This is a genomic window from Roseibium sp. MMSF_3247 (genome assembly GCF_030733765.1).
Classification (GTDB): Bacteria; Pseudomonadota; Alphaproteobacteria; order Rhizobiales; family Stappiaceae; genus Roseibium.
Genome location: NZ_JASHII010000004.1, coordinates 509,279 through 523,669, shown reverse-complemented (window position 1 = coordinate 523,669; position 14,391 = coordinate 509,279). Strand labels below are relative to the sequence as shown.

The window sequence follows — 14,391 nt, the reverse complement described above, 5'->3', positions numbered from 1 at the left end:
GGTCATTCGACCGTGACCGACTTGGCAAGGTTGCGCGGCTGATCGACATCAGTGCCCATGAAAACGGCCGTATGATACGCAATCATCTGAACCGGCAGGGCGTAGATGATAGGCGCAACGATATCCGACATTTCCGGTAGAATGACTGTGTCCTGCGCAGCGTTTCCACTTTCTGCGGCGCCCTTTTCATCGGTAATGAGAATAATGCGGCCACCACGGGCGGCGACTTCCTGCATATTCGAGACGGTCTTCTCAAAAATCCGATCATAGGGCGCGATAACGAAAACCGGAATGTTCTCGTCGATCAACGCGATGGGACCGTGCTTCAGTTCACCAGCCGCATATCCCTCCGCATGAATGTAGGAGAGTTCCTTCAGCTTCAGCGCCCCCTCGAGCGCAAGCGGGAAGCTGGTCGACCGGCCGAGATACAGCGCGTTCGTCGCCTGGGACAGCGGTTGCGACTGTTTTTCGATCGCCTGTTCGCTGTCAAGCGCCTTTAGCGCAAGGCTAGGAACTTCGGTGAGTTCCGCCACAAGCCTTTTCTCGTCTTCTGCAGACAAGACACCGCGTTCCCGTCCGGCCTGCAGGGCAAGTGCGGCCAAAACAGCCAGCTGGCAAGTGAACGCCTTCGTTGAAGCAACGCCGATTTCGGGACCCGCGATCGTCTGAAACACCACATCTGCTTCGCGGGCAATCGTGCTTTCCGGCACATTGACGACAGCGCCGATGGCAGCCCCCTGCTCCTTGCAATACCGGAGCGAGGCAAGCGTATCGGCGGTCTCTCCGGATTGGGAAATGAACAGCGCACTGTCCTTGTCGCTCATCGGCGTTTCGCGGTAGCGGAACTCGCTCGCAATATCGATGTCGACCGGCAGCCTTGCGTATTTCTCAAACCAGTATTTTGAGACAAGACCGGCAAGATATGCTGTACCGCAGGCGGAAATGACCAGACGGGACAAGTCCTTGAACTTCATTTTATCAGCGCCCGCCACCTTGGCAGACAGCGCGCCGTAATCCAGATATCGGGACAGGGTATGACCAAGCACTTCCGGCTGCTCATGGATTTCCTTGGCCATGAAGTGCTTGTAATTGCCCTTGTCCATCAGCGCAGCGGTGACAGATGAGCGCGCCTCCGGCCGTGACACGGGTTGATTGGCGGCATCAAAAATCTCGCAGGACGTCCGGGTCAGGACAGCCCAGTCGCCCTCATCCAGATATGTGATCCGGTCGGTAAACGGCGACAGGGCAATTGCGTCAGAGCCGAGGAACATTTCACCGTCGCCATGACCAACAGCCAGCGGGGATCCCTTGCGGGCACCAATCAGAAGATCGTCTTCACCGGCAAACAGAATGGCGAGTGCGAACGCTCCATTGAGACGGGGAAGGACTGCGGCCACCGCGTCCTTCGGCGAAACGCCCTTTGCGATCTCGAAATTCAAAAGATGCGCAACCACTTCCGTGTCGGTCTCCGTGTCAAGGACCGCACCGGCCGCGGTGATCTCATCACGCAAGTCGAGATAATTTTCGATGATGCCGTTATGGACAACCGCAACGCTACCTGCTTGATGCGGATGGGCGTTGCCGACCGTCGGTGCCCCGTGCGTCGCCCAACGCGTATGACCAATGCCACTGGAGCCTACCAGCGGCGTCTTTTCAAGCGCGGCTTCGAGGTTACGCAGCTTTCCTTCCGCACGGCGGCGCTGAAGTTCACCGCCAACGAGCGTTGCAACGCCGGCAGAATCATAACCGCGGTATTCCAGCCTCTTGAGCGAATCCACAAGCCTCGGCGCCGCTGCAACCCCGCCCAAAATGCCAACAATCCCGCACATGCAGTTATGTTCCTCACATTACCCAAACCAAATCGTCCGCCCCGGTTTAGACGAGGCGGCGTGGCAAATTGAAATCAAAGCTTATTTCAGAAAGTGACAATCCCGGTTGGAATGGCAGCTTGTCAGGATTTCTGATCCTTCGCCTTTTTCAGCTTGTCCCTGAGAACCTTGGCCATCCCGTCCTTGGATTGCTGGCGGGTCCGTCCGAAGGCCATTGCGTCAGCGCCAACGTCCTTTGTAATGACGCTACCCGCCGCAACAAATGCGCCATCGCCAAGCGTGACTGGCGCAACAAGGGTAGAGTTCGAACCAACAAACGAGCCGGCCCCAATCTCGGTCCGGTGCTTCAAGAAGCCATCGTAGTTGCAGGTGATTGTCCCTGCCCCGATGTTGGTTGCCGCGCCGATGCTTGCATCACCGACATAGCTGAGATGATTGGCTTTGGCCCCGTCTCCAAATTTTGCGTTCTTGGCTTCAACGAAATTGCCCACCCGCACATCTTTTCCAAGCACCGTGCCGGGGCGCAAACGCGCGTAAGGTCCAACAACTGCGCTGTTCCCGACCTCGGCACCTTCCAAATGACTGAACGCCCGGATCTGTGCACCGGACCGGACTGTCACACCGGGTCCAAAAACAACGTTTTGCTCTACGATGACGTCCGGTTCAATGACCGTGTCGTGGGACAAGAAGACTGTTTCGGGCGCAAGAAGCGTAACACCGCTTTCCAGAACTTCGGCGCGCTTTCGTGCCTGAAAATCAGCCTCACAGGCGGCAAGCTGGGACCGTGTATTGATGCCTTGGGTTTCCGCTTCCGTACCTGCAACAGCGACGACCTTCAAACCTTTGGCATTGGCGACTTCAACCGCATCGGTCAGGTAGAATTCACCCTTCGCGTTGTCATTGCCAATCGCGCGCATCAATTCGAGTGCATGACGGCCAGCAAAGCCCATGATACCGGAGTTACAGAAGGCAATTTTCCGCTCTTCATCGCTGGCTTCCTTTTCTTCCCGGATGGCCAAAAGCCGCCCGTCTTTCATGAGCATCCGGCCGTACCCAAACGGATTCTCAGCCTCAAATCCGACCACAACCAGGTCTGCACCTTCAGACAGCGATTGGCGGACGTTGCTGATTGTTTCCGACGTGACGAGCGGAGCATCTCCAAGAAGCACCAAAACATCGTCGGCGGCATCCTCCAAAGCAGTGGAAGCGGCAAGTGCCGCATGGGCTGTGCCAAGGCGATCCGTTTGCACAAAACACCGCGCTTCGGGGGCCAGTTTGCCAACGAGTTTTTCAAGTTCCGGCATGTCGGGACCAGTCACAACAGACAGTCGGCTCGAGCCGGTCTGGCTGAGGACCTTTAAAACATGGCCGACAATCGGCAAGCCGCCAACTGGATGCATCACCTTTGGCAAGTCCGATTTCATGCGGGTCCCAAGCCCGGCAGCCAGCACCACGGAATGGCAGCTTCGCAATGTCATAAACGCCTCAATTCACTCAACTTGGGCGGCGCGCCCAGTCACTTTGGCCCCTATATGCCCCGATCCACAGAACATTGAAAGATCTGAAGGGCCTACAGCGCATATTACCGTTTCATTAACCATATTCAGCGCCAAATGAACTACCTTTCGAAGGATTCGAAGCGAGAATCGGGGAACAGGACAGTTGCAGGCGGCCAGGGCCAAAAAACCGGTGCGGGAAAACATCCGCGACACCTTCACGCCATCGCGTGTCGGTGTGCTGTCTTGGGCTTTCGCCGCGATTGTGATGGGCTCCATTGGCATGGCGTCTTACAAATTCGGATCATCCACATCCGGCTTTGCGCCAGCTGGAACACGGGTCGCAGGTTTGCCGCTGCCGCCAGCAGGAGACGTCGGATCCACGGCATCCATCCGGTCCTACACGAGCCCGAACGCTGTCGAAGTGCTTCATACGCCTGCGCAATCAGCATCTCCAGAACCATCGACGTTGGATCAGAGCCAGATTTCTGTATTGCAGGATCAGATTGCCCGCTTGCGCCGCCGACTGAGCACGATGAGCGAGCAGAATGACGGCTATTCCCGCCGCATTGCTGCACTTGAAGCGGAACTGTCGCGACCAGTAGCCGCGATCCCTGCGCAAGAAACCCAGACCCCTTCGACAACGGCATCCTTCATGAAGGACCCAAGTGTTCCTGATCTTGCGGATGCGTCGGAGATCAAACGTCCGATGGCTCCTCTGCCAAAACCACATGCGACGAAGAACACCCAAACCGCTGCGCTTGAAGCCCTAGAACCTGCAGACCAGCAAAGTAAACGGCGCCCGCCTTCCCGGAGGATAACCATCCATTCCGGGCAAGCAAAACCAGCCTATGAACCGCCGATTGCCTCCCAAGCTCCGGTAAAAATCGTTCAACTCCCTTCGGCAGAGACAACTCCGATAACGACGGGATCCATTCCGCAGGCAGACACCCTGCTGCCTCAAGAGGACTTCGACAGCACTCCTGCAGGAACAAGTTTGCGGCCCAAGATCATTGTTCCATCCGATGGCGTCGGAACTCTGCGTGGCGGCGGATCAAGCACGCTCAAGCGGAGTGATTTCGGTGCCATTGTCGGCCACTATGCTTCGCTTGCCGAAGCCGCAAATGCCTGGTCGAACTTCCGGGAACAGAATGACGAACGCATGCAGGATCTTCGGCCGCTCATAAAGGAACGCGCTGCTGAAGGCGGCGTCTCACTCCTGATTGGGCCGTTTGGAAACGCTGCAGATGCAGCAGCTGCTTGTTATTACCTTCTTGACGTGACCAACGTCTGTCAGCCTTCGCTCTATAACGGAGCCCCGATGGTCTCTGCGGCCGACTTCCCGCAACAGACCTTCTAAAGCTGCCACCGTCCAACCGCGCCTCGGCAGTTAGCCGATGTATTGGAACGCCGGGAATGTTTCCAGAAGCCAGTACGAAAAAACGGCCATCTGCCCGGTCAGGAACATAATCCCTGTCAGGACGAGAACGCCACCCATGGCCTTTTCAACGGTGCCCATGTGCTTGCGGAAGCGCTTCATGAACCGCAGGAAGGGCTTGGCAAACAACGCCGCGATCAGAAACGGAATCCCGAGGCCCATGGCATAGGCGGTCAGAAGAACCGTTCCCTGCAGCACCGTATCCTTGGCGCCGGCAACAAACAGGATTGCAGCCAGGATAGGCCCAACACAAGGTGTCCAGCCAAATCCGAACGCAAGTCCAATGACATAAGCGCCCATCGGGCCTGCGGGTTTCTGGTCCACATGCACGCGGGCCTCCTTGTAAAGAAAACCGATCTTGAACACGCCAAGGAAGTGCAAACCCATCACGATGATGGCTGCCCCGGCGATATATCCAAGATAATCCAGATACATACGTATGAATTGACCCAGGAAGCTTGCGGTGGCGCCGAGGAGAACGAAGACCGTCGAGAAGCCGAGCACAAAAACCAGGGCGCTGAAGAAAACACGCCGCGAGGCAGCCTCGTCAGTGTCGTCTTCACCCGTCAACTGATCCAGTGAGACCCCGGCGAGATATCCGAGATAGGGCGGCACAAGCGGCAGAACGCATGGAGACACGAAAGATAGGACCCCGGCAAGGAGGGCGCCGATGATGGTGACGTCTTGGATCATTCCAGAATATATTCCCTGTGGGCCGAAGCGGTCTTATTCCAATGGGTGTCTTTTATCCGGCTCAAGCTGCCGACACAAACACGCCCTGGTCACCATTTGGCGAGCGGTTATGTTAACCGCTTGTTCTTTGGGTACAGACGTTTCAGGGCAAATAGCCTTGATCTTGATAAAATTGCACTGCGCCAAGATGTAGCGGTGCTTCCGTTTTCGCTTCAACAAGTTGGGCTCCATCCAGATCTGTGAGAGCTGGATGGACCGTTCTGAATCGCTCAATGTCCGACACCAGAGATGTTAGGACGGTTGAAACAGCATGAGCAGGCATTTGCTCGACAGTGACGAGCAATGCGCGCGTCCCGATGGTTTCAATCGCATTGTGCTCTCCATAAGCTCCTGAAGGGATCTCGGCGGCGCGATAATAGGCAGCATCAGCCACCATCTGCTCTGAGATGCCGGTACCGATCTCAATAAACTGAACCGGGCACACCTCTTGTGTTTCTTCAATTACGCCCGCTGGATGACCAATCACAACAAAATATGCGTCGATTTCGCCTGAGCACAGCGCTTCACCCAGCCCGGAGAGATCTTCTTGGGTAATCGCTGTGCGATCTTCCTCCGACCAGGGAAGGTGTTGCGATAACTGCCCCCAGGTCGCGGCAGACCCTGAGCCCTCCGGACCGATGTTGATGCGTTGTCCTTTCAGGTCAGAGAGTTCCATGAAACCAGAATCTGCTCGTACAACGATGGCTGCCATTTCGGTATGCAGTCCGGCAACAACCCTCAAATCATCCATGGGACCGTATTCTGCAAATACGGACGTTCCCAAATAAGCATGGTGTTGCCAATCGGCCTGAACGATCGCGAATTCAACATCGCGATCTCGAAGTTGTTTGAGGCTCCCAACCGATCCGCGGCCAGCTTCAGCAGCACACCGCACGCCGTGCTCAGACCGGCTTTTGTTGACGGCCCGGCAGATCGCTGTGCCCGCCGGATGGTAGACACCGGTCACTCCGCCTGTGGCCAATGTAAGAAACACTTGGTCCTTTGCAGCGGCCGGTGCGGTCAAAGCAATACAGCAAAAGCTTGCAACGGTAATGAAACGGCGGTTGCTCGGGATTTGCGCGATCACGGCCATGACCTTCTTGCCTAATGCACACGCACGCGCCAGTGTCTGATACCGTAGCACACTTCACCTCTTCCAAATACTGATGCTGTAACTGCACCCATACCAAAGAGATGAAGCCGCGGCCAGATAAGGCAACAGCCGTTCGACACCGAGGTTGTATTTCCCGGCCATGTTTGTCGTGTGAGCCGCGTCCCGGCTACATATGGAACCGCAAAACGCGACATCAAAACTGTTTGCTTGGGGAGGAATTGAGCCCGCTAAAACCAGGCCCCCGGCGTGCGCCGCCTCAGTTGATGCGTCCGCCGTCGATCACCGCAAATATCTGGCCCTTCAGAGAATCTTCTGACTCGCCATTTCGAAGCCCCTCACGCCACTGATCAATAATCAAACGTAAGCTGAGCGTTTCCCGGTCATTTGGTAGATCTTTTACAAAAGCGGCAAAAAAACTGTCCAGACGCTCCCGATCGAGCGCTCCTTGATCAATCAATGCATGAATCAACGTCATAGTCGCCGCAATATGGCCTTTAACGAAATCAAACTCGATCGAGCTCATCTGCGTCTCATTATTATTTGTGTACATGTAGCCTCTCAATGTTGACATCAAGCTACAGCACTAAAGAACACGCCGCTAGATGACAGTTTTCGCAGTAGAAAAGAAAATATTTTCATAAATATGAATCAAATGAAGTCGTGATTATGTAATCATCGAAACACAGAACAGCGTATGTTCACCATCAATACCGATATACTTTACAAGCCTATCTGATACCTTTCCCTAATCAGTTTTGACGTGGAATGATCATTCTACCCACACCCCTCCCCGCATTTTTTACAGTCCTGTAGAAAAAATCAAAATTGCCTCTTGCATTGTGTTCGGTGACGGCATAAACACAGCGCCACCGACGAGATGCGGCGCAAACGCGGCACCATAAAACGTCGGTTTTGGTGAGAGCCGATAGCTCAGCTGGTAGAGCAACTGACTTTTAATCAGTAGGTCCAGGGTTCGAACCCCTGTCGGCTCACCAAATTTCTTTAACGGTAATTATCAGATCCCGCTAAAAGTGCAATCCGAGGTGTCTCAACCTCCTGCGCCAAATCATTTAGACGGATCTAATACGGACGCCAGTCTTTTCGGGGTCCCGCAACAAAACTTCCCTCCGCAGCATCCTGGCACAGACCGCGTTGCGTTCCAAAATCGCGGTCAGCTGGTTCCACTAAAGAGATGATTCTGGCCTTTCAAAAGACAACACGCAGGAATCAGTATTTGATCCCGAGCGTTGTTGATCAGATGCAAGCGGCGCGCACCAATGTCTGAAATAAAAAGGCTCCGAAACGCTCCGGAGCCTTTTGTTATTATAACTGTTTGATGCGCTGTTTACGCCGGCTGAGCCCCTGTCTCACCGCCCTCAGACGGCGCCTGCGGCGGCTTGGACCCAAACCACCCTTTGACCGTCTCGCGCATGCTCTGGAGGCTTGCATAAAGAACCGGAATGAGCATGACGCCGATAGTCGTCGCGAAGAACATCCCGCCAAAGACGGCAAAGCCGATGGCTTTCTGACTGGCCGCGCCTGCGCTCGATGCGGTCATCAATGGAACGACCCCGAGAAGGAACGACAAAGCCGTCATCATAACGGCGCGGAACCGCAAATGCGCCGCCTCAATGGCCGCGTCCTTGATCGACATGCCGCTTTCACGTTGTTCGATCGCGAACTCAACGATCAGGATCGCATTCTTCGCCCCAAGACCGATCAACATGATCATACCAATCTGGGTATAGAGGTTCACATCCCCACCGGTCACGGCCACGGCCACCAACGCACCAAGAAGCGCGAATGTCACCGACATCAGGATCGCCACGGGCATCGTCCAACTCTCATACTGAGCCACCAGGAAGAGATAGGTGAAAATGACCGAGAGCAGGAGAATGAACATCACGATCGAGCCAGAGCCTTGCTGCTGCAGCGCCGTGCCCGTCCATTCATAAGCATACCCGGGAGGCATCGCTTCCACTGCCGCTTGCTCAACGGCATTTATCACGACACCCGTCGAAGCGCCGGGCGCTGGATCGGCCATAAGGGCCGCGGAGCGGAACATATTGTAGCGGGTCAGGATCTGCGGCCCGAGCACATTTTCCGTTGTCACCAAACTGCGCAAAGGCACCATGGTTCCGTCGGCTGAGCGGACATAGAGATTGCCAATGTCATCCACACGGTCGCGGAACTGTCCCTCCGCCTGGATCATGACCTTGTAGACGCGGCCGAAAATGTTGAAGTCGTTGATATAGAACGAGCCAAGATAGGCCTGAAGCGTTGTAAACACATCCGACACGTTCACCTGAAGCGTTTTGGCCTTCTCACGATCAAGATCGACAAAGACCTGCGGAACGTTTGCACGGAAGGTTGAGTAAGCCCGTGCAATCGCCGGGTTCTGGTTGGCCGAATAGACCATCGAGCCGACGGCGGATGCCAGATCCTGCGGACTACCGCCCGCGGTCTGTTGCAGCATCGCCTGAACACCGCCGGTGGTTCCAAGTCCCGGAATCGGCGGCGGGTTAAATGCGATGATGTTTGCGCCGGGAATTGTTGAGAATTCCGCCCAGAACTTGCCCAAAATCGAATTAATATCGAGACCTGGTTCCTGGCGCTCATCCCACCCGGTCATCGTCGCAATAACAAGAGCGGAATTCGAGGAGGTGGCCCCGTTGAGGATTGAGTATCCGTTCACGAGGACGATGTTCTCAACGCCAGGCGTCTTGGTCGCCAAATCCACGACTTGCTGGGTGACACCCTCTGTCCGTCCAAGTGCTGCGCCATCCGGCAGCTGAACATCGACCATCAGGTAACCCTGATCTTCCAGCGGCAAGAAGCCCTGCGGCAAGGTACTGCCGAGCGTCATGATCATGGCCACCGCACCTGCGACCACCACGAGCGACAGGACAGCAACACGCACCAAGCGCCGCACAATCGCTGTGTAGCCATCACGGATTGACATGATCCCGCGGTCAAAGATGCCCATGATTCCCTTGGGCGGACCGGACCGTGCCTTCAGGATCAGGCCACAGAGCGCCGGTGACAGCGTCAAAGCGTTGATCGAGGATATGATCACCGAAACGGAGATGGTGACCGCGAACTGCGAATAGAGCTGTCCAGTAATCCCGGGCATAAAAATAGTCGGCACGAACACTGCAAGCAGAACAAGCGTGGTTGCAACAACCGGTCCGGTGATCTGCAACATCGCTTTGGCGGTAGCTTCCTTCGGTCCAAGCCCCTCATCGGCAATGATGCGTTCTACGTTCTCAACGACGACGATCGCGTCATCCACCACGATCCCGATCGCCAGAACGAGTGCGAACAAGGAGATTGTGTTCAGCGACATTCCGAGCGCCAGAAGAACACCAAATGTTCCGATGAGAGAGACCGGGATGGCTACGGTCGGGATGATCGTCGCCCGCCAATTCCCCAAGAAGATAAACACAACCGACACAACCAGCAGGAAGGTCAGGAACAGGGTAGAAATCACGTCGTTCAAAGACTGCTGCACGAAATCCGTGGTGTCGAACGGCACGCCATATTCAACATCCTCCGGGAAGTTTTCCGAGAGCGACTCAAGACGTGCTTTCACAGCATCTGCAACGGCGAGCGCATTCGCGCCCGGTGCCTGGTAAATCGCCAGAACCGTCGATGGCTGACCATTGAACTGACCGCTTGCATTGTAGAACTGTGCGCCGCGCTCCACGCGGGCCACATCCCCGATCGTCACGACCGCGCCATCGGAACCGGTCCGCAGCACGATTTGTTCGAATTGCTCGGCTTCCGCCAAACGGCCTTCCGCCTTGATCGTGTACTGGAACTGCTGCCCCGCCGGCACGGGCGGCGCCCCGATCTGGCCCGCTGCCACCTGAATGTTCTGATCACGAACCGCGTTGATGAAATCTGTCGGTGTCATGCCAAGGCTGGCAAGCCGATCCGGATCCAGCCAGATGCGCATCGCATAGGCAAAATCCGTCATCACATCCGCGCGGCCGACACCCTGCACGCGCGCAAGCGAATCCTTCATGTAAATCGAAGCGTAGTTCGACAGAAACAGCTCGTCATAGGTGCCATTCGGGGAATAAAGCGTGACAACCAGCAGCATGTTCGTGCTGGCCTTTTGCACTGTGACCCCGTTTTGCGTCACTTCAGATGGCAATTGGCTGGTCGCCTGGCTGACCCGGTTCTGCACGTTGACCGTAGCGATATCCGGGTCTGTTCCGACGGCAAAGGTGACATTAAGTGAATAATTGCCGCTGTCGTTGCTGGTTGACTGCATGTAGATCATGTCGTCAACGCCGTTCACCTGCGCCTCAATCGGCGCGGCAACCGTTTCTTCCAAAACCTCGGCGTTCGCGCCGGTATAGGTGGCAGCAACATTCACCACCGGAGGGGTAATATTTGGAAACTGCTCAACCGGCAGAGACACATATCCCAACAAGCCGGCGAGCGTAATCACAATGGAAATGACCAGCGCGAACTTCGGCCGGTAGATAAAAAAGCGTGAAAACATTTAGCTGCTCTCCGCCGGCTGTGAGGCAAGAACCGGATCGACCTCAACGCCCGGGCGGACTTTCTGCAGCCCTTCGACAATCACTTCGGCGCCCTCATCGAGGCCCTTTTTAACAACGAAGTTCGTGTCGACCTGCTGACCCAGATCCAGATAGACCTGCTTCACGGTCTTGTCGTCGGCGACCTGAAGCGCAAAATCGCCCTGCTGATCCCGCTGGATTGCAGATTGCGGCACCACAAGGGCTGTTTCTGTTTCGGGAGCCTCAAGAATGACGGTGACATAGGTCCCAGCCAGCAGGCGGATGTCTTCGTTGGCAAACTGGCCGCGGAAAGCGATCGTCCCGGTGGTTGGGTCGACTGCGTTGTCGATATAAACGATTTTGCCAACTTCCTCATATTGCTGACCGTTCGGCAGGATCAGCTTGATATCAGGAGACTTGCTCGCATCAATGTCAGACGGGTTGATGCCGTGGTTCTTTACAGCATTGAGATACTCAGACTCGCTCACGGAGAAATTCACGTAGACCGGTGCAAGTCGAATGAGCTTGGCAAGCGGCTGGGTGTTGGGTCCAACCACTTCGCCCACACTGTAGGTCGTCTTGCCCATCTGGCCGGGGAATGGCGCAGAGACATCCGTATAGCTAAGGTTTAGCTCGGCTTGTTTCTGAGCGGATTCAGCGGCCTCGACCAAGGCTTCGGCTTGCTCTTTCTGAGCCAGTGTCGCTTCGTAAGCAGCTTCCGAAACATGGCCTTTTTCAAAAAGATCCTTGTCGCGCTTTTCGTCAGCGGCCTTCAGCGCCGCATCAGCCTTGGCGCTGGCAACATCTGCCTTGGCCTTCAACAATGATGCCTCGTACTGCGCTTTCTCAATCGTGAAAAGCTGATCGCCCTTTTTGACGACCGACCCATCCGGCACGGCCTTGTTTTCAAGGAACCCACTCACACGGGCAACCAGGTCAACCTGATCGACAGCGGCGACCTGACCCACAAAGCGCGCGCTCTGTCGAATGTCGGTTTTTTCGATCTTCGCAACAGTCACTGCCGGAGGCGGTGGTGCTTCAGCCTGTTGATTTGCGCTGTTATCAGAACATCCTGCGAGGACAGCAGCAGCTAACATCGGTGCAGCGGCGAAACGGGTTTTGAGGCTAAAACGCTCAAAAAACATAAGGGTAGGCTCCCACGTGATGGCCGATCCGGCCAGACCAGTGATTTGCCATTCACTATAAAAGGAGTTCCCGTTTCAACAAGCGATTATTCAACTTTCACAGTGCGCAAGGTCCGGAAGCCGCTGGGGTATTTTCAACGAACCACCCGAGCGAAGACCTGAGTATCTGCAGAATCGTTGTAATAAAGAGGCCGATCGAATGAACCGGCAAAGGAATTTCTCAGCTTACGCCAACGCACACGAAAGCGTCCATACTGGGAACACCTCTCGCATGATGTTCGGCTCAGCGGCCACCACCGCGCCCGACTCGCCGAGGCGGCGGCTCAATATATTTGCCGCCGACATATGTACCAGGCTCGCCAGGCGTTGCGCCAGTTCCGCCGCCCGTTGTCGGGGAACATCCAACCAATGCCGCACCGATCAGAAGCGTCGGGGCAAGAACACGGAGTGACCTTTTCGACCGATTAGCATTCATGAGACAACGTCCATCCAAGTCATCCGGCAAGAGGCACAAATCTCATCACTCAACTTGAGCTTGAGCCGGTAGCTATTATTTGAAGTCAATTGAGCGTGTTTTCAAGGGGCACAGCGGACCGCCCTACGGAGATCAGCGCCCGCCCCCCATCCCGCTACCGACAAATCGAGGCGGCGGGGCATTGTATTTTCCATTCGTGAAAGTCCCGACTTCTCCGGTCGAGCTTTGACCACTGTTTGTGGTTGGAGAACATCCCACCAAGACAGCACCGGTTAAAAGCATCGGAACGAGAAACCGGGATGCATATTTAAGTTTTTCAGGTCTCATCAGATACTATCCGTTCAATTCATCTGACAGATGCGATCACTCCTGAACCAAGCAGCCACAGAGTAGATAGCTATCAGGTAACCGTTACAAGTTTCGGCACGGGAAATGGACCGATAAGTGCGTGTTATCGCCCACCACCGGATTGTCCGCGTCCGACTTGCCGGGGCGGCGGCTCAATATACGTTCCATTAGAAAAGCCACTGGGGCTTCCGCCAGTATTGGCGGTCGGCGAGCAGCCAGCCAACACAATCGCCGAAAGTGCGGCAATGGCAATCTTTGGCGCCAAAGCCTCAAACCGCATCTTGATCATGACAAACACACGCTCCGAGATCCATATCGCGAGACGAAACCGACCGCGTTCTTAATCGGATATATTGCGACTTAGAGTTTCAACAAGGGCTGTCGCGAAGACGTGACTGGTGCTGGTGAGAGTCACCTCTGCATGGCAGGGGCGGTCTGAGAAGTGAAAATCAGTCAGTCGGGCTTAAGATAAGCGTCAGGCCAAACAAATCATTTGCAGGCACAATTTGGCGCGTTTTCAAACCTTTGCAGCCGACTTCGAGCGCTGCGATTTGCGGAAGGTCGCCTGACACAGCATCGGCGGCCTTGTCCCCGATCAAGGACCTGTAGGCGCGCGGATTAAGAACCACGACCTGACCACGTGCTGTTTCAAGTTCAAGGCCAAGGCTGGTTGCCCGCATCTCCCGCTGGCCAGTGAAACCACCCAAGAACTCGTGATGATCAGACGGATCTTTTGCCAACATGTAAACCGCTTTGACGGTCTGAGCGCCATTGGCATGGTTTTGCAGCGCTGGCTGCCAAAAGTTTTCCGGAAAACGGTTGTGGCAGGTGAAGTAACCGATCTCAGGGCTCTCAGGATCTCCAACGATTGTCAGATCGAACCCCACTCGCGCCGTCGTTCCATCCGGGCGGTTGGCAACCCGTTCAAACGAGAACGGGTCATACAGCTGCAAACCGGCCCGTTCGAAGTCGGACCGATCTATCTTGGGGTCCGCGCTGTCGAGGACCAGCATGCTGGCCCCTTCCCGATTTTTCAGGAAGTCCCGATTAAATCCACCGAATGAGAACGTTGAGCCCTGAGTTTCCGTAATCAGGCCGTCGTCAGCGATGGAGAGAATTTCCAGGAAAAACCCATCCAGCTGAATGAGCCGGTTGGCCGTTCCCCAGGAATGGCGGTTTTCCGGTGATGTCGTAAACCCGAGCCGCTCGAAAGCCGCAGCGGCGGCCGCAAGGTCATGAACAGGCATTACGACATGATCCAGGCCGCGCACCATTATTTCAA

At 55.5% G+C, this 14,391-nt stretch carries 9 protein-coding genes and 1 tRNA gene; 2 read left to right on the top strand and 8 right to left on the bottom strand.

What is annotated here, in order from left to right; translation table 11 throughout:
* Positions 1 to 2: 2 nt before the first annotated feature.
* Together glmS and glmU are read right to left on the bottom strand one after the other, a co-directional pair.
* The gene (glmS, locus tag RBB44_RS16340) at positions 3 to 1,829 is read right to left on the bottom strand and encodes a glutamine--fructose-6-phosphate transaminase (isomerizing) (protein ID WP_306148721.1); all 1,827 of its coding nucleotides are present in this window, start codon (positions 1,827 to 1,829) and stop codon (positions 3 to 5) included.
* Positions 1,830 to 1,951: 122 nt separating this feature from the next.
* Positions 1,952 to 3,307, bottom strand: coding sequence for a bifunctional UDP-N-acetylglucosamine diphosphorylase/glucosamine-1-phosphate N-acetyltransferase GlmU (gene glmU, locus RBB44_RS16335; protein ID WP_306148720.1), 1,356 nt, complete (start codon positions 3,305 to 3,307; stop codon positions 1,952 to 1,954).
* Between the two features lie 184 nt (positions 3,308 to 3,491).
* Here glmU and RBB44_RS16330 point away from each other — a divergent pair, with 184 nt between their 5' ends.
* Positions 3,492 to 4,685 carry a hypothetical protein gene (locus RBB44_RS16330; protein ID WP_306148719.1) on the top strand — a complete coding sequence of 398 codons (1,194 nt, stop codon included), beginning with the start codon at positions 3,492 to 3,494 and terminating at the stop codon, positions 4,683 to 4,685.
* Between the two features lie 30 nt (positions 4,686 to 4,715).
* Here RBB44_RS16330 and RBB44_RS16325 read toward each other — a convergent pair whose 3' ends face one another.
* The 3 genes from RBB44_RS16325 to RBB44_RS16315 all read right to left on the bottom strand — a co-directional run bounded on the left by RBB44_RS16325 (position 4,716) and on the right by RBB44_RS16315 (position 7,132).
* Complete coding sequence (locus tag RBB44_RS16325; protein ID WP_306148718.1) at positions 4,716 to 5,456, bottom strand: cytochrome c biogenesis CcdA family protein; 741 nt, start codon at positions 5,454 to 5,456, stop codon at positions 4,716 to 4,718.
* A gap of 142 nt (positions 5,457 to 5,598) precedes the next feature.
* Positions 5,599 to 6,639 carry a TAXI family TRAP transporter solute-binding subunit gene (locus RBB44_RS16320; RefSeq protein ID WP_306148717.1) on the bottom strand — a complete coding sequence of 347 codons (1,041 nt, stop codon included), beginning with the start codon at positions 6,637 to 6,639 and terminating at the stop codon, positions 5,599 to 5,601.
* A gap of 226 nt (positions 6,640 to 6,865) precedes the next feature.
* Positions 6,866 to 7,132, bottom strand: coding sequence for a hypothetical protein (locus RBB44_RS16315; protein WP_133947289.1), 267 nt, complete (start codon positions 7,130 to 7,132; stop codon positions 6,866 to 6,868).
* Between the two features lie 396 nt (positions 7,133 to 7,528).
* On the opposite strand from RBB44_RS16315, the gene RBB44_RS16310 reads away from it, so the two are divergent.
* Positions 7,529 to 7,604, top strand: a tRNA-Lys gene (locus tag RBB44_RS16310).
* Between the two features lie 350 nt (positions 7,605 to 7,954).
* Here RBB44_RS16310 and RBB44_RS16305 read toward each other — a convergent pair.
* From RBB44_RS16305 to RBB44_RS16295, 3 genes are all read right to left on the bottom strand, one after another.
* A complete protein-coding gene (locus RBB44_RS16305) occupies positions 7,955 to 11,122 on the bottom strand; it encodes an efflux RND transporter permease subunit (RefSeq protein WP_133947287.1) in 3,168 nt (1,055 codons plus the stop codon).
* On the bottom strand, positions 11,123 to 12,286 hold the full coding sequence (locus tag RBB44_RS16300) for an efflux RND transporter periplasmic adaptor subunit (RefSeq protein WP_306148716.1): 1,164 nt from the start codon (positions 12,284 to 12,286) through the stop codon (positions 11,123 to 11,125).
* A gap of 1,272 nt (positions 12,287 to 13,558) precedes the next feature.
* Positions 13,559 to 14,383, bottom strand: a complete 825-nt coding sequence (locus tag RBB44_RS16295; protein ID WP_306148715.1) for a VOC family protein — start codon at positions 14,381 to 14,383, stop codon at positions 13,559 to 13,561.
* Positions 14,384 to 14,391: the final 8 nt, after the last annotated feature.